Origin of the sequence: Leptospira terpstrae serovar Hualin str. LT 11-33 = ATCC 700639 (genome assembly GCF_000332495.1) — a bacterium.
GTDB lineage: Bacteria > Spirochaetota > Leptospiria > Leptospirales > Leptospiraceae > Leptospira_A > Leptospira_A terpstrae.
Map to the genome: position 1 here is coordinate 37,130 of NZ_AOGW02000018.1, position 19,668 is coordinate 56,797.

Sequence of the window (19,668 nt, forward strand, 5' to 3'; positions counted from 1 at the left end):
TAAGTTTGTAGAATTTTATAGTTGGGATTTTTGGAGAATTTGAATCTTATAAACAATTAGGATGTGATAAAATGGAACAACCGGTTCACAGCGAAGATATAATGAAATTTTGGATGTCTCAGGCAGATCGAATTTCATGGCAGAAAAAACCAAGTGTAGCTTACGGGCAATGTGAAGATGGACTCAATCACTGGTTTCCTGATGGAATATTAAATACTTCTTATTTAGCTCTGGACCAACATGTTGAATCAGGAAAAGGAGAAGAAATTGCCATCTATTACGATTCTCCAGTAACTAAAACAAAAGCTAAATTTACTTACAGCGAACTATTGGATTCAGTAGAGAAAATGGCATTCACTTTAGATTCCTTAGGTGTAAAAAAGGGAGATGCAGTGGTCATCTACATGCCAATGATCCCGGAAGCCTTAATTTCCATGTTAGCTTGTGCAAGGATTGGGGCAGTGCATTCTGTCGTATTTGGTGGATTTGCTCCCCATGAACTTGCAGTTAGGTTAGATGATTGCCGGCCTAAAATTGTTATTACAGCATCTTATGGAGTAGAAATAACAAAAATAATTCCATATAAACCATTGTTAGATGAAGCTATGCATTTATCTAAGCACAAACCTACTTATGTGATTCTCAAGTCGCGCCCTAATTTAGAAGTGATCATGCATACGGGAAGAGATTTGAATTGGGATGAACTAATGGAATCTGCAGGTAATAAAAAATTTGTCCCTGTTTCTTCCGCAGATCCCTTGTATATCCTTTATACTTCGGGAACAACTGGAAAACCAAAAGGAGTTGTTCGTGATAACGGGGGTCATGCGATTGCAATGCATTACTCAATGAAAGCCATATATGATATGAAACCTGGTGAGGTATTTTTTGCGGCCTCAGATGTGGGATGGGTTGTTGGCCATTCCTATATTGTTTATGCACCTCTCATTTATGGTTGTACAACTGTCTTATACGAAGGAAAACCAGTTAGAACACCTGATGCAGGTGCTTTTTATCGAATCATTGAAGAATACAAAGTAAAAACATTGTTTTGTGCGCCAACTGCATTTCGGGCCATTCGCAAAGAAGATCCAGAAGGAAAAGAGTTAGCCAAATACAACATATCATCACTTAAGTATTTATTTTTAGCTGGAGAAAGAACGGATCCTGTCACCTATGATTGGGCACGCGAACTATTGAATGTTCCTGTGGTGGATCACTGGTGGCAAACAGAAACTGGTTGGGCAATTGCGGCCAATATGATGGGAGATTTACCTCTTCCTGCTAAGGCTGGTTCTGCGACGAAACCGGTAAAAGGTTTTGATGTTCGGATTCTTGATGAAGAAGGACATGAGCTAAAACAAGGAGAAAAAGGAAATATTGTAATCAAACTTCCATTGCCACCGGGATGTTTGCCTACACTTTGGAATGATCATTCTAATTTTGAATCTTCTTATCTTTCACATTATCCTGGATATTATTTGACTGGTGATGGAGGTTACTTTGATGATGATGGATATCTATTCATATTGGGTCGAATTGATGATGTGATCAATGTGGCAGGTCACAGGTTGTCAACTGGCGAGATGGAAGAAATTGTTGCCGAAAATCCATCCATTGCAGAATCAGCAGTGATTGGGATAGACGATGAGATCAAAGGGCAAGTTCCTTTAGCGATTGTGGTCTGTAAGGATGGAATCGTTATTGATCCTAAAGCTATTGAATCTGATTTAACACATAGAATCAGAGAAAAGATTGGAGCAATCGCTTCGTTAAAAACTGTTGTTTTTGTAAAAAGGTTACCAAAAACTCGTTCTGGAAAAATCCTTCGTAAAACTATGCGAAAAATGATTGATGGAGAAAATTACTCGATTCCATCAACGATTGATGATCCTTCGATTTTGGATGAGGTAATGGAGGCAGTTCGATTAAAAATTCAAAAATAAAAACTTTGATACCTACTAAGAAGATACTAATATTAGATAAAGTGAATATCGGCCACGTTGATGGAGTTTTCTTTGGATCTTAGTACAACCAAAAATATATTTGGTGTTTCCGATTTTCGTGGGAAACAAGAAACCATTATCAAACATATCATCTCTGGTGAAAATGCTTTGGTTCTTATGCCCACAGGAATGGGGAAATCTTTATGTTACCAGATCCCTGCCATACACTTACCTGGAATTTGTATTGTGATTTCACCTCTCATTGCACTTATGAAAGACCAAGTTACCGCATTACAGAAAAAAGGTGTTTCTGCCGATTTTATCAATTCTAGTTTAGGAAAATCGGAGCGAATACAGCGTTATGCAAAACTAAAATCCGGAGAGTATAAGATAGTTTATGTTTCACCGGAACGATTTCAAAAAAAAGAATTTTTAGATGCATTAAGTTACCAAACGGTATCCTTACTTGCGATTGATGAAGCACATTGTATTAGCCAATGGGGACATGATTTCCGACCAGATTATACAAAAATAAAACTTTTTCGAGAGTTACTTAAGTTCCCAACTACCATAGCTCTAACAGCAACAGCTTCCCATCGAGTGAGAGAGGATATAGTTTCTCAGTTAGGAATCGAAAAAGACCAGATCCAAATCTTTGATGATGGATTATTTCGGCCAAACTTAAGACTTTCAGTTGTTGATAGTTTTGATACAGAATCAAAATACAATTCGATATTAGAAGATTTAGGAAATACAAAAGGTGCTACGATTATCTATTTTAGTTTGATTAATGAGTTAGAAAAATTTAGCCATTGGTTAGATACAAAAAAGAAGAGACACCTTGTGTATCATGGAAAACTTTCACCCGACCAAAGAAATAAAATTCAATCTGTTTTTCTCAAATCAGAAGAAGGTATCCTGCTTGCAACCAATGCATTTGGAATGGGGATTGATAAACCTAATATTCGTAATATCTATCATGCTCAAATTCCGGGTAGTATTGAATCCTATTACCAAGAAATAGGTCGTGCAGGTAGGGATGGAAATCCATCTGATTGTAAACTCTATTATTGCCAAGATGACCTTGCAGTTCAAATGGAATTTATAGAATGGCAAAATCCAGATCGAACTTATTTAAAAAAACTTTTTGGTATATTATCGCAAAAACAAAATGAATTATCGGGTTTGGACTATGGAACCTTACAGTCATTTATGACTTATAAAAATAAAGGCGACCACCGAATTCAGACTGCTCTAAATTTACTGGCAAACAAAGGTTTAATTTCCGGAGAGTTAGAGAGGGGAACATTGCAGATTGAATCTGAATGGGAAGATTCTATGTTTTCGGAGTCGGAATTATTAGATAAAAAAAAGGAAAATCAGAAGCAGTTGTATCAAACCTTAATGTATACAAAAACACTTGATTGCCGAAGAAAGTTTATCCATGAATATTTTGATTCTGATTTTAATGGATGCGGGAATTGTGATTTATGTTAGAGAGTCGTTTTTTGTCTAATATTCGGAAAATAATTTTATATTTGTATTTTAATTCTGACTCCGCTCTCAGGAAATTTGCTTTGAAAAAATAGAGTAATATCCTTTCTTGATAAATAACTTTCTTTCTAATTGAGGATAACTTGAAGAAAAATAAAGTATGGGAACATATAACAATTACAAAATAGTTTTTAATTTTGTTCCTATTTATATTTGCCTTAGTTTTTTCTTCACAAAGTTGATTTTAGTAAAACGAGCGATCTTTCGTTAACTGCTGCGGGAAATTTCATATTGAATGAAGATATGCCAGGTGGTGTAGGTTATGATCCGGTTGTATCTTGTCCTATCAAAATCATGGAAAATTCAAATCACAGACGCGGACTACACAGATCCTGCCCCAACATTTGCAACTTGTTCCAATTGCCATAATGCAGACAATGCGAATGCTGGTTTTGACATCACATCCTTGAACAGCACGAAAAATCAAGCCACTGTTGGAAATCCAAGGGGAAGTCTACTCTTTAATAAGATCAATAAAGGATCGATGAAAATCTATAATAACAATTCGAGCAATAAAGCTATCTAGTATTGGACTCTCAAAGTCGGAAACCTCTGATTTCCTTCCAAATGAAATTGTTTTTTTCTTTTGGTGATCTAAACATCCTGCTTACTTGCAAAAAGAAAAGCAAAAGAGTTAGTTGTTAAAGAAGTAAAGGTGCAGTTTTAAAGCGAGGCTCCTCATGAATCCATTCGTGGTTTTGTTTCGGAAGTTATTAGCACTGCGAATCTAGATACGAACGAAGTATCCTTTCGTCCAATTTTTTGTGACAAAAAGCAAAACAATATAATCGACTGCAAAAATATCTACTTAAGTAAGATTTTGTTTTCCATTGAATAATATAATATTTGAAATACTTTTCTATAATCATTAAAGATTCTCTTGGTTCAACCGAATAAATTACATGTTAAATAATAAATATTCTAATTTACTTATATTTTTTTCGTCAAGAATCGGGAGTCCAGAGTGATCTGAATCTTTTTTTACCTGATAAAAGAGGAATTTTATCAAGTTAACAAGTTGGTTAACTGAATTTGCTACAAAATCAATTTTTTGATTTTATGATTAAACTTTTAGGAGGATAAAGTCTTTTGTCTAAACTCTGAAGCAGTAATTTTAAGTTCTTTTTTGAAAGCATCATAAAAACTGGAAAGTGACTTGTATCCCACTTCAAAACCAATATCACTTACATTTTTTTCCGGATATTTGATCAGTAGATCCTTTGCTTCTTTGATTCGGTAACTATGTAAGAAAGAATTAAAGCTAGTTTGTTTTTTTCCATTTAAAAATTCGGAAAGTTGTCGGGGATGTAACTCTAATTCTTCGGCTAGAATTTCTAAGGATAAATCTTCATTTAGATAGATTTTTTCAACTTCCATAAGATGAAATAATCGCATTTGTAACCTTTCTAGATCTACTTGTAATAATCGTGACTTGCTGTTGTTTTGGTTTTCTGCACCTCTCTTATAAGTGTTTGTAAATAAAGAGTGCCTCTCCAAAGCCAATCGTAATCTATCTTCCGACACAGGTTTTGCGATAAAATCTATTACACCATACTCAAAAGCGCGAATTGCGTTGTCTATATTTGCTGAGACAACTATTGTATTAATTGTTGTTGTAGGAATTTTATCCAAAATGTTGAATCCATCCGATCCGAAAATATTAAGATCTAAAAAAAATATATCCACAGATGATTGGTTTAATTGCTCATCTGCTTCATCGATTGTGGAAACATGTTTAATTTCATCAATTGTTGAACCTGAAATGTCGATTAACATCTTTGTTAAATACTTTGCGTGAACTGGTTCGTCTTCTAAAATCAATACTTTCATTTTAATTTTCTTGAATTTGGATCAATACTCTGTATCCGTGTTTAGATTTCCCGTGAGTTAATGACCATTTTCCTGAATACGACTCTTCCAAACGTAGCCTAACATACTCTAATCCTGTTCCGGATCCGCTCTTCGGAGGTATATCCTCTCTTTCTATTTGATGGTTATACACAATAAAACAATAGGAGGAAAATAATTTCTCATGATTTGTATATTTTTTTTTAAAGATACCAAAATAGAGTTTAGCCTGTGGGGAATCTTCATGGGTAAAGGCATTTTCAATCAATGTATGAAAAATAAGAGGCGGGAAGAGCTCTGATCCATCGATACCAGAAGTTTTAAATTTATATTCTTTTTCCATCCTCATCTTCATTACACCAATATGATACCTACATAGATCAATTTCATCGCCAATAGGGATTAGTTGTTTTGATGCAACTTTTAATATGATACGAAGTTCGCCGACAAGGGAATCTAATATAGAAACTGATTTTTCAGGACTTTCGGAAACCCAATAACGAATTGCAGACAGTGAGTTCATTAAAAAGTGAGGTTGGATGGATTTTTTATACAGTTCTAATTCCATTCTTTTAGAATGAATGTTTGTATGGTAGATTTTATCTTTGAGAACTACTGATTGTTCCAATTCTTCTTTTTGTTTTTCAATTGTTAGGTATAGTTTTGAATGTTTTTTTGATAAGAAAAATGATTGAGAAAAGAATAAAACAAAATTACCTAGAGGTCCATATATTTCTGTTTTGATAATATTTTTCTCAAACAATATATCGTTTACTATAGTTAAGAATAAAAAAAGGAATCCGAAGATAAAACCAGCAGCACTTTCTCTTCTATTGATTACTGCTTTGGTTAAAATCCAAAAAATATAAATACAACAAAATAACATTGCAATTTCTGCTGGCAATAGTGTTTCTTCAATCCAAGTAGATTCTGATAATAATACAAAAAAAGTAAGAGAAAAAAATAGACTTTGGAATGTGTAATATAGTTTTTTATCGATTTCCTTTGGAAATAAATTTCCGATAAAACTTAATAGAAATGGGAATGTCAAATAGACAGAAACAAAGAATGTTTTAATCAGCCATCGCCATTCAAAATCGGGATAAAGAATCAATAAAAAAAATTCTCCACTCGTAAATTTATAAATCATGCTTACGAATGAATACATTGAAAAATAAAGAAGACTTAGATCATTTTTTCTTAAAAGGAAAAGAGTGAAATGGTAAAGCGATATTACAAATAAACTAGCTATCAAAAAAATATCCAAAGCCAATCGAACCTGTTTCGTTTGAACCATTGATTCTTGTGTACCAATTTCTATGCTTTGCCGAAAACCTGCATTTAAAGATTTATAATTAGCCACATGGATAATAATTTCTAAATTTTCGTTAGTAGGTGTAAAAAATACAATCTTTGGTAACCAGTATTCCTTGGTTTCTTTTGCAGTTGTACCGACAATTCCGTTTTCGGAAATTAATGAGCCGTCTAAAAACATGCGATAGGTGGTAAATGCGTGTGGGATATAGAAGGAAAATTGGTTTTTGATGGATGTTTTTGGTAGAGTTAGGTGCAAACGAAAGGTGCTGTAACTTTGTGGTGAGTAGGTTTTTCCTTCCCGTTTGATATCATTCCAAAATCCAGGAAGTAATATTGTATCTTTTCCTTGAATAGAATTGAGTGTTTTAAAATCTTCTGAAGTTAATAGTTTTTGATAATAAAATTCCCATTCTCCATCCAATTTAATGGAAGTTTGGTGGTTAAACATTGATTCAGTGAGAACCATCTTCCCACCATTTGCTTTCGGTAAATGATTGTCCGTCGTATTATTTTGGCAAGTTACGAGTAGAAAAGCTACAATGAAGATTTGTATGTGGTTTATTGTACTACGGGAAATCCTTAGGCTGAATTTATAATGAATCATTGTTCTAAAAAGTGGAGATTCCATTCTTACTCCGGATTCCAGTCCCAGGACGACAGATCCCATCATTTGAATTAGAATACATACTATGTTATTCTTCGTAAAGAATCAATTCAATATTGTAAATATATTATTTAGTCTTTCTTTGGTTCTCATAAATCTGCAATGTGCCCCAGCAAAATTAAACGGAACTTGTGATCCCGAAAGCGAAAGTTTTGTGTTATCCGCATTATTGGAGTTTGGTTCTACAGACGGTTCTTATTTGTGTCCGATATTCTCAGGCTTGAATCCTTTACGATTGGATTACGGGACCGATTTTCTTGTGATCAAGCAAGGTGAACCTATCGTTACCTTGAAGCCGTTTGTATCTGAACCTATTGATCGCTGTGAGTCTTCTCCTAGCATGCCTTTTGGTCTGGTTCTAGATGAGTCAAATTGTTCGATCTCAGGAACTCCTCTAACAGGATTAAACTCAACCAAATTTATGATCACCGCAAGCAATCGAACGAAACAAACAACATTTCCTTTGGTGATTAAGTCTTTGTTTATTCCGAAATTTGCTTTCGTAGCAAACGTTGGTTCGGGACTCATTAACTCTTATACGATTAACGCTACAACTGGTGCCTTAAATGCAGGCGGTTTTGTTGCTGCTGGCGGTGGTCCAGAATCAATGGCGATTAGTTCCGATCAAAAATACCTAACAGTTGCTAATCGTAACACTAACAATCTTAGCCATTTTTCTATCAATCCGATAAATGGGAACCTAACTATTATAGGAACAGTACCGAGTGGAGGTAACACGCCAGTCTCAGTCGTTTACCATCCTTCAAAGAATCTATTTTATGTAAGTAATGCTGATAATTTCGCAACTTTTTCTGTAAATCCTCTAACTGGAAATTTAACATTGGAAAATACAATTCCAAAAATACATGCTAGTGGATCTGCCATAGTGAATCCCTTGGGAAATTTTCTGTATGATACTTTTTATAGTGGGAATATGATAGAGTCCTATCGGATCGATTCGACTACAGGGATTCTTAGTCCTAATCTCACACAGGTTATCCCTTCTGATATCCGGCCAAAAAAATTGGCATTTCATGCGAATGGTAAAACATTATATGTGATATATGATACTAATAGTAATATTACTACGTATCAAGTTGATACTAACACTGGTTTCATGAGCCCAGTTTTTCCGCTAACCCCATCCACTGGAGTCGTTTCAGGTTCTATAGCTTCCGACCCTTTAGGAAGATTTTTGTATATTACAAATAGGGATACTAATACAATTTCTATGTACGGAAATATGCCCTTGAGTGGTGAGTTGATACCTCTCTCTCCTAATTCTGTAGCGACCGCGACTGAGCCATTGGGGATTACTGTTGATCCGTCTGGAAAGTTTTTGTATAATACGAATATAGCGGATTCTACTGTAGGGATATTTATTATCAACCAAACAAACGGTAGCTTAACTTCAAACGGAACAGTCGGAACAAGTACTAGTCCAGCCGTCATCGTGACAGCAGGAACCAATCCATAGTTAGATAATTTTAATTTTACCATCAATACATTTTACATACAAAAATTAATATGAGAAGATCAATCAATCGGTTCCATAGAAATGAAAAAGATATGGAATGGAAATTTTACCTTTCCCGATTAGAGGAATTTCCAACAAGTTATAAAAATTTTTATAGCAATCAAAATCAATCTTACTTTGCTATTTTCTATTTTCTAGAGGGAACGGGGACTCATTGGATAGATTTTCAAGCGCATTCTATTGAACCGAATTCGTTATTTTTCCTAAACCCAAAACAAGTTCATTCTTGGAAATTTGAATCACCGGTCAAAGGATATGTTCTTAAAATTTATCCAGAAGATTTACTGAAGCAAGGTACGACAATATCACTTTTGGAAAATTTTCGTTTTTTTCAAAACATTAATAGGATAGCGAAAATTAGAATAGAAAATGCTTTTCAGATAAAGTTTGATTTTGAACGGATATTGAGAGAACGAGAGGCGGTTGTTGATAAGAAAATGCTTTATCTTTTGGTTCAGCTGTTACTTTATCAAATTCTAATTGAATATAATGAAAATTATTCAAATGTTTATCAATTTAGTTCATTTAGCTCTCAAATTATTTATCTCATCGATAAAAATTATCAAAAGGAAAAAACTATCGGATTCTATTCGCGAAAATTAAAGCTCACCAAAGATCAAGTAGAAACTTTTTGTATGAAATACTTTGGAAAGAATTTAGAAAGTATACTTTTTGACAGAACTATATTGCAAATCAAAAGGTTACTCGTACATTCGGATATGAACCCAATGGAGATTGCCCTTTACACTGGTTTTGAAGATATTTCTGCTTTTCGAACATTTTTCAAACTTTACACAAAAACTTCTATCGATGAATTCAAAATAACCAAACGCTAGATTTTAATATAAATGATGAAAGTCCATTGCACAAATTATTCAAACACATTTATTGAAATTGCTGACGATTGTCCAGCGGAAAAGGGAGAAATTCCACCTGTGAAAAGAGATGCTAAATCCGTAGCTAATATGCAATTTGATATGATAAGCAAAAACCCTTATAAATATACTTATGATGATGTATTCTTTCAAGTATTTGCCGATCGCGAAGACTTAATGAAAAGCGAATATTTGGAAGCAAGAAAATAATTTTTCTCAAAAGGACAACCTTGTTTCAGAGTTTCTCCACTTACAAAACGCTATGGTTTGGGTGTACACAGTAATAAAGATGGTGAAATAGCAATTTATGGGTATGGAACCGAAGAATACAAAAGAATTGTGAATGACCAAACATTTGCTAAAGTTAAAGATATGAAATCAAGTAAATATAGAATATGATTATACCATTTACAGAATTAGATTGGATGTCAATACTAGGAGCGACGATAGCCTATTCAGCATTCAGTGGAATTTGGCACAGGCAATTCGCTTTTGGAAAAAAATGGGAAGAAGCGATGGGCTTTAAAAGGCCGGAAAATTGGAAAGAAACTGCAATTTATTATATTGTACCTTCGATTTCTTGTTTGATCACTACAATTGCAACTGCTAGTTTAATTAAAATAGTAAGTCTCTCGACGCTAATAGATGCATTTTCTTTTGGGATTAATTTAGCCTATTCGCAATTTTTGATTTTTCATTAGTTGCCAATTTTCTTATGTATATAATTTTTTTAACTGTGGCAATTGTGTTACCTTGTATGTCTGTTACGTTTATCATAAAAGTATAATTGATTTTTTTTTGGACTGTTAGAAGGGCTTTGATTTTCTCGATATCAATGTCTGTTACTTCGAATTTAGCTGTCACTGATTGGCTGTTTTGTTTGATATAATCAATTTCTGCACGTTTATCCCAAACCATATATTGGTTTCCCAACCTTTTTATTAATAAATAAACATAAAATGGATCACACATGGAATATAGGGAGCCACCGAAATGAGTCCCCATGTAACCTTTATTGAAAAAATTTAATTTTAGTAAAACAGTGATTTGGTGTTTTTCTTTTTCATGTTTTATGACTTTGATTCCAGATCCAATGAACGGACAATAAAGGTTGATGCTTTTTTTAAATCCCAACAAAAATTCAAACCATTTCCATTTGGGATCTGGTTGAAATGATTCGATTAAATTTTTCTTCATTTGTTTTTTTAAAAGTACAGATCCCTGGTAAACTTTCTAAAATATATCTAACGTAAATATTTTGTCACAAATAGTTTTAGCCAAACATCTAGATAAGTTTTTGAGACAAGTGAAGGTAGACGCAATGAAAAATTTTAGTTAAATTGGAATTGTGTTTACTAAATAGTAAATTGTTTACTATTTAGTAAACATGGCAAAGTCTGTTACGGAAAAAAGTGATTTGGTTCTTCCATTGTTGGAGTTATTCTGTAATTATGGGATCGATGGTGTGTCAATCGCTATGGTAATAAAGAAAACCGGATTAGGGAAAGGAAGTATCTATTATTTTTTTCCTTATGGAAAGCCCGACATGGTTGAGTATGTTGTTATGAATGCAGAAGATTATCTTTCTGAAAAAATGTATATATTGACTGAAGATAAAATGAAAGGGAAAAGAGGGATTGAAGAGTTTTTAAATGGTTTTTTCAATGATAAGCTTTTTTTGACATATATTCATTTTATGAGTTCACTTGTTCTCTGTAATCAGAAGGATAACTATATAGAGCAAATTAATTTATTTTATGAAGATATGACTTCGAAATTAGCTAAAGTAATTTCGAAAGAAGGTTATTCTAATAGTAAGGCATGGAATATCGCAGAAAACGTTACTATATCTATTTATGGTAGTTATCTTTTTTCTTGTTCCTTGCAGAATCAAAGTTATTTTACGAATCGAATCAAAAAACTAAATAAAATTGTATTAGAAAATCTAAAGTCAAAGTAGGTGGATCAAATGAAGTTTTAAATACTATTTTTGATTTTTATTCAGAAACACACCGAACATTGAGTGTGTTTGCTTTTGGATAAACATCATAGATACTATTGAATGTTGTCGTAAAATTGACATACCATGCACTTGTGGTTCCGGGTGCATTTGTTGTTGATGTCCAGTAATATCCATTTGCTGTAGATACTGTATTCGGAAACACTATTTGGTTGATGGTCGGTCCTGCCGCTTTTGTGAAATCATACAAACTAACAAGTTCATTGCGGTTGGGTAGTCTCCATGACTTAGAACCTAATGTTAAACTACTGCAATAAGTAAGTGCTGTAGCCCAGTTGGTTGGAGTCGCTGCTGACGAACAAGTGGAATCATTATTTTGACCAAAGGAACATTTTTGCCAAATGAGTCCAGTGGCGTTGTCTCTCACTGTCCCATCTCCAAAATCAGAAAAGGATGGATTTTCTATCGGTGGCATTGAGGCAACACAACGACCATGGTAACCATTGGAGTTAGTGGTTGCATACGAATTTGAATTACTATAGTCCAAATACCACGCATCAGATGCATTGGGAGGATAGGGTGTTGAGGCCCAATAAGCAAAGTTTACTGTTGCTGGGAGTGCGATTGGATCTAAGATCGTTAGTGAATTTTTACTCGCATCGTTAGTACTTAACAACTCTTTCATTGTTGGCAATCGCCATGTTTTGTATCCAGCATAGCCGTTTCCTGAATTTGCTGAATTAAGTGCATTGCAAGAGGTTGTTAAAGTCGCTATACCTGCTGTAGTTACGCTGGGACTGTTAATGGTACAGGTTGCACCTTCTAATCCTTGTGAACAGGTTTTCCACAATATTCCTGTAGTATTGTCCAATGTTGTAAAATCATTTGGGTACACTGTGTCCGATTTTGGTGCAGAATAATTAATCGGAAGCCCGGAGCCAATGGAAGCATCATCACTTGCGGCGTACGATATGGTTTGACCAGTTTTTACTGGAATGATTGAATAGATACCTTCTGCAATTGGACTGTCATCCATTCCTGGTTTGATTGCAATGGCCCGAATGCTTTTGCCCGCAAGTAGCCAAATTGATGTTGGCGATAGATACGGGGTAGATTGGTTTGTTGGAAGTGAACCATCTGTAGTGACGTAAATGGTAGCTCCCGGAGTAAGGGTCGTAATCGATACGAAGCGCGGAACTGTGTAATGTCCTGGAGTTGGAGAAAAGATAGGTGCAAATACCTGGTTTAAATATAGTCCACAATGATTTGATGTATTTCCAGAAAGGACTTTGAATAAAATGGTTTCAAAATAGGCATTTTCGTTTGGATCGCAAAGGTTTTCTAAATCTGGATTTTTGCAATTCACAAAAAAGATTAGAAATAATATACAAAAGAATGATCGGTTTCTGTAAGAGAGGCCGAATCTATGTTTCATACCTATTTCCTTCCTCCAAAATTCCGAAGTCAAACCGCGAATTTCTGTTGATTGGTTTAAGCAAAAATCTATTGCTATGATGAATTGAGAAACTTTAAATTTGCCTTAAAATGAAGAAAACTGAAATTTTTTGACAATAATTCTTTTAAAAAATTGCTGGAAGAAAACAAAATTCATACATACAGTGAATCAAATCTAAATCGATTTACATTAAATTTTGGGAAAATGGTAATGGTTATTAATTATTTAAAAAAGAATATTCTAATTTTATTATGTACATTGGTGATGTTTTATTCCTGTGCGACGGAGACGGTCAAGGAACCTTCGCTTATAACGACTGAAAAAAATAGTTCTATCAAAAGAGCTTGGAGCCCAGTACCTCAGTGTTGTGACTTACATTCCGAGTTTTTGGGTGTTGTTGTGCTAAGTAAAGTCTGTGTTTCTGAATCTGAAACAAAATTAGAATTATATACGAAAGAATCCAAAAAAGTTTGTGTATTAAAGGAAGGGATGGTGTTTCGAGATGATTTGGGAACTTCCTATTCCTTTTTGAAATCTGAAGGTGCGGGGATTTGTCCTAAACGAATCCAAATGAAGAATACTCCTTTTACTTTACAATTTGAAAGTATCTCTTCTGAAGCAAAATCCTTTGATCTAATAGAAGATAAAAATGCAAAACATGCCCATAAACCTTGGATTTTTGAGAAAGTTGATTTAACTCAATGTGTTTGGAAATAAAGACTCAAAGATTTTTTTTGGAAATTTGATTCACAATAAAAACCTCTGCCAATATTGATTCACAGAGGTTTTTGGTATTTATACATTAAAAAGAAGGTAGATACACGTTATCTACCTATTACATTTTCTGTGACCAAGCGGAACACCATCCAAGAGAAGAGACAACTCCTGCACTGATGATATTACACTTTCCCCAGGCATCGTTCAATTTTGTATACTGTGCACAATGTTTACAAAATTGATTTTTGGCAGAGGGTTCTTTTCTTTCTGGATTTAGAGTAAAGTCTGTATGTTTTGCGTCCTGGTGGAAACCTAATGCCTTGGCAGTCGGATCTGACTCGGAGACGGGACTAAGTCCCTCTGGAATGGTTCCAGAGGGTTTGTTTTCTGCCGTAACTTCCGAGGAAAAACCCAAACCTCTCTCAATAAAAATAAGAGAGGTTACCAAATACAATGACTTGGTTAAAAAAGTTTTACGCGAAGATTTGGACATCTTTACTTCTTTATTTTTTTACATCAAATCGATCTAACATCATTACTTTGTTCCAAGCGGTAACAAAGTCTTTAACGAACTTGTCTTTACCATCATCGGCCGCATAAACTTCCGCAACAGCACGGAGTTCCGAATGAGAACCAAAGATAAGGTCAACAGAAGTTGCCGTCCATTTTTTAGCGCCTGTTTTGCGGTCTACACCTTCATAAAGACCTTCTGTTTGGGTAGACTTTTGCCATTTAGTCGACATATCGAGTAAATTGACAAAAAATTCGTTTGTAAGCACTCCTGGACGATTCGTTAAAATCCCGTGTTTCAATTTTCCAGAATTCGCATCAAGAGATCGTAATCCACCTAAAAGCACTGTCATTTCCGGAATGGTTAATGACAACATGTTGGATCTATCAACTAACATCTCTGTAGGCGAAAGTGAGTTTCCAGGACCATAGTAGTTGCGAAATGCATCAGCTTTTGGTTCTAAAACGGAAAAGGAATAAACATCGGTTTGTTCTGCAGTGGCATCGGCTCTTCCTGGAGTAAACGGTACTTTTACTTCAACTCCCGCTTTTTTAGCAGCTTCTTCAATCGCAGCGTTACCACCTAATACGATTAAGTCGGCAAGAGAGATTTTGTTTCCAGATTCATTAAAATCGGATTGAATTTCTTCCAATTTTTTTAGTGTTTTTGATAACTCATCTGGATCATTTACGGGCCAATTTTTTTGAGGTGCCAAACGAATTCTTGCACCATTCGCTCCGCCTCTCATATCTGTGCTTCGGAATGTTGCAGCAGACGCCCAAGCAGTTTTTACGAGTTCAGGTATTGAAAGACCTGATTTTAGGATTTTGCTTTTTAAACTATCAATCTCTTTTGGACCAACTAACTTATGATCTACTTTGGTAAGTGGGTCTTGCCAAATGAGCGGTTCTTTAGGAAGATCATTTGAGATATAACGGGAAAGTGGACCCATATCCCTGTGAGTGAGTTTAAACCAAGCCTTAGCAAAAGCGAGTTCGAATTCTTTTGGGTTCTCTTGGAATTTTTTGGCAATGACTTTATAACTTGGGTCAAATTTTAAAGCTAAGTCAGTCGTAAACATGATCGGTGCATGTCTCAGTGTTTTGTCATGGGCATCGGGAACCATATTGGCACCGGCCCCATCTTTTGGAATCCACTGGATGGCACCTGCAGGGCTTTTTGTTTGCACCCATTCAAAGCTAAATAGATTGTTTAGATACTGAGTAGTCCATTTTGTAGGATTGGCAGTCCATGCACCTTCGAGTCCACTTGTAATGGTATCTTCCGCATTTCCTTTTTTGTAATTATTTTTCCAACCAAACCCTTGTTCTTCGATACCTGCTGCAGCTGGTTCTTTGCCAACATGTTTGGATGGATCTGCTTTTCCATGTGCTTTACCGAATGTATGTCCACCAGCAATGAGAGCCACTGTTTCTTCATCATTCATAGCCATTCGACCGAATGTTTCTCGAATATCTTTAGCGGCTGCTAGTGGGTCTGGGTTTCCGTTAGGTCCTTCTGGATTTACGTAAATTAGTCCCATTTGTACGGCACCAAGAGGATTCTTTAGTTTTCTATCTCCTTCATACCTTTCGTCAGCTAACCATTTTTTTTCTGGACCCCAATAGACTAGGTCTGCTTCCCAATCATCTGTCCTTCCTCCAGCAAAACCATAGGTTTTAAATCCCATAGATTCGAGAGCCACGTTTCCAGTGAGGACCATAAGGTCTGCCCAAGAGATTTTTTTTCCATATTTCTTTTTGATCGGCCAGAGAAGGCGGCGTGCTTTGTCCAGGTTGGCATTGTCTGGCCAACTATTGAGAGGCTCAAATCTTTGTTGTCCCCCTCCCGCTCCACCACGTCCGTCACTTATGCGGTAAGTCCCGGCACTATGCCAAGCCATCCGGATGAAAAAAGGCCCGTAGTGACCATAATCGGAAGGCCACCATTCTTGGGAGGTTTTCATTAGAGTTTTGATTTCTTCTTTGAGTGTTTGGATGTCCAAGTCTTTGAATTCTTTGGAATAGTTGTATTGTCTTCCCATGGGGTTGGATTCCGCTGCGTGTTGGCGGAGTGGTGCCAAATCAAGCCTTTCGGGCCACCAAAACTGATTCGAAATGTTTTGGCGCTCCATTGAACTGGCAGATTCTTTGGTGTCCGCCGCTCCCAGAGGGCTTAGAGCAAGCACCAAAACGGCAATGGCAGAAATGTTTGTTGTTCTCATATTGACCTTCACTTTCTAGATTTAGTTTAAATTTAGAATAAATCCAGGTAATTAAATCAAGTCATTTTTTAGATTTAGTCTAAATTTAAACTGTTGGGGAGGGAAAATAAGGAATTTGTCAATGAGAACGAAAAAATATTCTGAATCGGATTCTTTTAAGGAAGTGGGGGAAAAGTTCCTTTTTACCCAGGGGTTTTGGTATGCCAACAGTAAACTTTGCTCAGGAAAGGTCATCGGATGAATTGCTGTTGGAATTGTAGTATATATAACCAATTAATTTTTTTAGTTTCAGCTTATACCTGATTTATATTTTATAGCAAAACAAACGTTTTGTTGGAAGTTTAAAAAAACTTTGCAATAAAACTGAGACAATATGGAATATATTTAATATTCAGGAAGGTTAATATTTGTTTTTCATTAAATTTACTACGTCTTTGCCTTTAGGATTTTTTTCAAAAATTAGAATCATTTGTTTAATTTCATTCACTGCATTCTGTTTCAGCTGCGACTCTTCTTTAGGTAAGGATTGTTCCAAAGCAAAAGAAGAAGCTGCCATTTGCGAATTATCTGTTTATGTTGCCTATCCAAATTGTAACCAAACAGAGACTCGAACTTACTATAATAATCCATCCACCTCATCAACGGTTAACATTACATCGCGAAATTCAATTTGTGAATTTTCGCGATTCATGCTTTTGGAAGCCTGCCGAGATCAAAAGAAAAAGAAATGTGGTGAATGATTTTATTTAGCAAATTGATTCGTTAATTTCTTTTTTTACCCATAAGAAAAATTCTGTCCTGAATTTTCTTATGGGGGTATCTTTGGCGAATGGGATATAGAATTACTCTTGGCGCAAAAACCTACAATTTCCCTGAATTAAAAGATCTTTTAGCAAAGGCCAGTCCCCATAGATCTGGGGATGTATTAGCAGGTCTTTCCGCAACAAGTCAGGAAGAACGAGTGGCAGCCCAAATGGTTCTTTCTGATGTATATCTTTCTGAGTTTTTAAATATAGAATTAATTCCAGCAAACAAAGATGAGGTGACAAAACTCATTTTAGATTCGCATAATAAGGAAGCTTTTGCCTTAGTTTCGCATCTAACAGTAGGTGGTTTTCGTGATTTTCTGTTAGCTGAAACAACAGATGCAGAAGTCATCACTTCGATCCAATGGGGACTTACACCAGAGATGGTTGCTGCCGTATCCAAATTAATGTCCAATCAGGATTTGATATTAGTTGGAAATAAAATAAAAGTAATCACTAAATTTAGAAATACCTTAGGGTTGCCGGGTCGACTATCTGTAAGATTACAGCCAAATCATCCTACCGATGATCCAAAAGGGATCGCTGCTAGTTTACTCGATGGACTTCTTTTAGGGAGTGGTGATGCTGTGATTGGAATCAATCCTGCAACCGATAACATTCCAACTTGCATTGCGCTACTCGAGATGTTAGACAATCTCATCCAAAAATATTCCATCCCCACACAGTCATGTATCTTAACTCATGTGACCACTTCAATGGAAGTGATGAAACGAGGCGCCCCATTGGATTTGGTATTTCAATCCATAGGAGGGACAGAAGATTTAAATAAAAGTTTTGGTGTGAATCTTTCTATTTTGAAAGAGGCAAGGCAAATGGCACTTTCTTTAGGCCGAGGAACAGTGGGTGATAACGTGATGTATTTTGAAACCGGGCAAGGCAGTGCTTTGTCGGCAGGTGCACACCATGGAATCGACCAACAAACATTAGAAGTGAGAGCTTATGCAGTGGCTAGAGAGTTTTCACCACTTCTTGTGAATACTGTTGTTGGATTTATTGGTCCTGAATATTTGTACAATGGAAAACAAATCATTCGAGCAGGTCTTGAAGATCATTTTTGTGGAAAGTTACTTGGTCTTCCCATGGGAGTGGATGTTTGTTATACGAATCATGCAGAAGCAGACCAAGACGATATGGATACGCTATTGACATTGTTAGGTGTCGCGGGATGCACCTATATTATGGGAGTCCCTGGCGCAGATGATGTCATGTTGTCATATCAAAGTACTTCCTTTCATGACGCTTTGTATCTTAGGCAAGTGTTAGGATTAAAACCTGCTCCTGAGTTTGAAAGATGGTTACTCGAAAAAGGTATTTTTTCAAACAAAAATGGCTTTTTGCCAAAAGAAAACAAAGAGCTTCGCTTACTCGAAGAGTTGTTGGAAAATTAAATCTTATGACTTTTTCAGAGGAATGGAAACAGTTTAGTACGGCAAGAATTGGTCTGCATCGGTTTGGTGGTTCAATCTCCACAAAAGAAGTGTTAAAATTCCGTTTAGATCATGCAAGAGCCAGAGATGCAGTTTTACTGAGTCCCAATTTTTCCAAATTATTGGAGCAGTTGGGAGTTTTGGGTAAACCGAAAAAACTTCCAACTTTGTTTATGGAGAGTAAGGTTCATTCAAAAGAAGAGTATTTGCTCCGACCTGATTTGGGAAGAAGGTTGTCTCTCGAGTCAATTGCCAACTTACAGACATTTGCTGGTGAATGTGATTTGGTTCTTATCGGAGTTGATGGGCTATCAGCAAAAGCAATTGACGAAAATTTAATTCCTTTTTTAAAAATTCTGATAGATGCTATAAGTAAAACAGGTTTACGCCTTGGGCCTTTGGTTCTTTCGAAATGGGGAAGGGTTGCCATAGGTGATGAAATAGGTGAGGTTTTGAATTCTAAAATTTCGATTGTAATCATTGGGGAGAGGCCAGGATTGTCATCGGCAGATAGTTTGGGTGTTTATATCACCTACAGTCCGCAAGTTGGGAAAACAGATGAATGTCGCAATTGTATTTCTAATGTCCGTCCAGGTGGATTTGGATTTGAAGCTGCTGTAGCAAAAACTATGTATTTAATAGAAGAATCCATTCGTAGAAAACTATCCGGAGTAGAATTAAAAGATGAGATGCCTCCAGAATTTTTATTAAAATCGAAAGAAAATCCGAACCTAAGCGCTTAAGGATAGGAAAAGCCTCATCATACTATGATTGCGAATTAGTTTAGATTTAAAAATATAAATCC

The 19,668-nt window shown here is 35.6% G+C and carries 16 protein-coding genes and 2 pseudogenes; 11 read left to right on the forward strand and 7 right to left on the reverse strand.

Annotation, left to right across the window (positions count from 1 at the left end; translation table 11 throughout):
* Positions 1-71: 71 nt before the first annotated feature.
* The 3 genes and pseudogenes from LEP1GSC203_RS16445 to LEP1GSC203_RS20155 all read left to right on the forward strand — a co-directional run.
* Positions 72-1,946 (forward strand): AMP-binding protein, encoded by a 1,875-nt coding sequence (locus LEP1GSC203_RS16445; RefSeq protein ID WP_002975269.1) that lies wholly within the window; start codon positions 72-74, stop codon positions 1,944-1,946.
* A gap of 60 nt (positions 1,947-2,006) precedes the next feature.
* Positions 2,007-3,443 carry a RecQ family ATP-dependent DNA helicase gene (locus tag LEP1GSC203_RS16450; RefSeq protein ID WP_002975333.1) on the forward strand — a complete coding sequence of 479 codons (1,437 nt, stop codon included), beginning with the start codon at positions 2,007-2,009 and terminating at the stop codon, positions 3,441-3,443.
* 367 nt (positions 3,444-3,810) lie between these two features.
* A pseudogene (locus tag LEP1GSC203_RS20155) lies at positions 3,811-4,026 on the forward strand (LIC11213 family lipoprotein); the annotation flags it as partial.
* A 545-nt stretch (positions 4,027-4,571) separates the two neighbouring features.
* Here LEP1GSC203_RS20155 and LEP1GSC203_RS16460 read toward each other — a convergent pair.
* Positions 4,572-5,330, reverse strand: a complete 759-nt coding sequence (locus tag LEP1GSC203_RS16460) for a response regulator transcription factor (RefSeq protein WP_002975431.1) — start codon at positions 5,328-5,330, stop codon at positions 4,572-4,574.
* Position 5,331: 1 nt separating this feature from the next.
* A complete protein-coding gene (locus LEP1GSC203_RS16465) occupies positions 5,332-7,131 on the reverse strand; it encodes a sensor histidine kinase (protein ID WP_002975371.1) in 1,800 nt (599 codons plus the stop codon).
* A 223-nt stretch (positions 7,132-7,354) separates the two neighbouring features.
* On the opposite strand from LEP1GSC203_RS16465, the gene LEP1GSC203_RS16470 reads away from it, so the two are divergent.
* The 4 genes and pseudogenes from LEP1GSC203_RS16470 (at position 7,355) to LEP1GSC203_RS16485 (ending at position 10,442) form a co-directional block, all read left to right on the forward strand.
* Complete coding sequence (locus tag LEP1GSC203_RS16470) at positions 7,355-8,806, forward strand: lactonase family protein (protein ID WP_002975250.1); 1,452 nt, start codon at positions 7,355-7,357, stop codon at positions 8,804-8,806.
* 50 nt (positions 8,807-8,856) lie between these two features.
* Positions 8,857-9,702, forward strand: coding sequence for a helix-turn-helix domain-containing protein (locus tag LEP1GSC203_RS16475; RefSeq protein WP_002975493.1), 846 nt, complete (start codon positions 8,857-8,859; stop codon positions 9,700-9,702).
* Between the two features lie 15 nt (positions 9,703-9,717).
* A pseudogene (locus LEP1GSC203_RS20030) lies at positions 9,718-10,140 on the forward strand (DUF6157 family protein).
* Positions 10,137-10,442, forward strand: a complete 306-nt coding sequence (locus LEP1GSC203_RS16485) for a DUF1761 domain-containing protein (protein WP_002975392.1) — start codon at positions 10,137-10,139, stop codon at positions 10,440-10,442. The pseudogene LEP1GSC203_RS20030 and the gene LEP1GSC203_RS16485 overlap by 4 nt, the downstream one beginning before the upstream one ends.
* Here the strand turns inward: LEP1GSC203_RS16485 and LEP1GSC203_RS16490 are convergent.
* Positions 10,405-10,938: a DUF4442 domain-containing protein gene (locus LEP1GSC203_RS16490; protein WP_002975309.1), complete on the reverse strand. Its 534-nt coding sequence runs from the start codon at positions 10,936-10,938 to the stop codon at positions 10,405-10,407. The two genes, LEP1GSC203_RS16485 and LEP1GSC203_RS16490, sit on opposite strands and share 38 nt — an antisense overlap.
* Before the next feature lie 190 nt (positions 10,939-11,128).
* Between LEP1GSC203_RS16490 and LEP1GSC203_RS16495 the strand changes: the two genes are divergently transcribed.
* The gene (locus tag LEP1GSC203_RS16495; RefSeq protein ID WP_002975473.1) at positions 11,129-11,701 is read left to right on the forward strand and encodes a TetR/AcrR family transcriptional regulator; all 573 of its coding nucleotides are present in this window, start codon (positions 11,129-11,131) and stop codon (positions 11,699-11,701) included.
* A gap of 37 nt (positions 11,702-11,738) precedes the next feature.
* Here the strand turns inward: LEP1GSC203_RS16495 and LEP1GSC203_RS16500 are convergent, their stop codons facing one another.
* A complete protein-coding gene (locus LEP1GSC203_RS16500) occupies positions 11,739-13,136 on the reverse strand; it encodes an Lcl domain-containing protein (protein ID WP_002975209.1) in 1,398 nt (465 codons plus the stop codon).
* A gap of 231 nt (positions 13,137-13,367) precedes the next feature.
* On the opposite strand from LEP1GSC203_RS16500, the gene LEP1GSC203_RS19890 reads away from it, so the two are divergent.
* A complete protein-coding gene (locus tag LEP1GSC203_RS19890; RefSeq protein WP_002975329.1) occupies positions 13,368-13,874 on the forward strand; it encodes a hypothetical protein in 507 nt (168 codons plus the stop codon).
* Positions 13,875-13,992: 118 nt separating this feature from the next.
* Here the strand turns inward: LEP1GSC203_RS19890 and LEP1GSC203_RS16510 are convergent, their stop codons facing one another.
* The 3 genes from LEP1GSC203_RS16510 to LEP1GSC203_RS19810 form a co-directional block, all read right to left on the reverse strand.
* Positions 13,993-14,367 (reverse strand): high-potential iron-sulfur protein, encoded by a 375-nt coding sequence (locus LEP1GSC203_RS16510; protein WP_002975524.1) that lies wholly within the window; start codon positions 14,365-14,367, stop codon positions 13,993-13,995.
* 10 nt (positions 14,368-14,377) lie between these two features.
* Positions 14,378-16,609 (reverse strand): catalase/peroxidase HPI, encoded by a 2,232-nt coding sequence (gene katG, locus LEP1GSC203_RS16515; protein ID WP_002975339.1) that lies wholly within the window; start codon positions 16,607-16,609, stop codon positions 14,378-14,380.
* A 400-nt stretch (positions 16,610-17,009) separates the two neighbouring features.
* Positions 17,010-17,165: a hypothetical protein gene (locus LEP1GSC203_RS19810; RefSeq protein ID WP_156808610.1), complete on the reverse strand. Its 156-nt coding sequence runs from the start codon at positions 17,163-17,165 to the stop codon at positions 17,010-17,012.
* 273 nt (positions 17,166-17,438) lie between these two features.
* Here LEP1GSC203_RS19810 and LEP1GSC203_RS16520 point away from each other — a divergent pair, with 273 nt between their 5' ends.
* Both LEP1GSC203_RS16520 and eutC read left to right on the forward strand, forming a co-directional pair.
* The gene (locus LEP1GSC203_RS16520) at positions 17,439-18,824 is read left to right on the forward strand and encodes an ethanolamine ammonia-lyase subunit EutB (RefSeq protein WP_002975435.1); all 1,386 of its coding nucleotides are present in this window, start codon (positions 17,439-17,441) and stop codon (positions 18,822-18,824) included.
* Between the two features lie 5 nt (positions 18,825-18,829).
* Positions 18,830-19,606 (forward strand): ethanolamine ammonia-lyase subunit EutC, encoded by a 777-nt coding sequence (gene eutC / locus LEP1GSC203_RS16525; protein ID WP_002975189.1) that lies wholly within the window; start codon positions 18,830-18,832, stop codon positions 19,604-19,606.
* Positions 19,607-19,668: the final 62 nt, after the last annotated feature.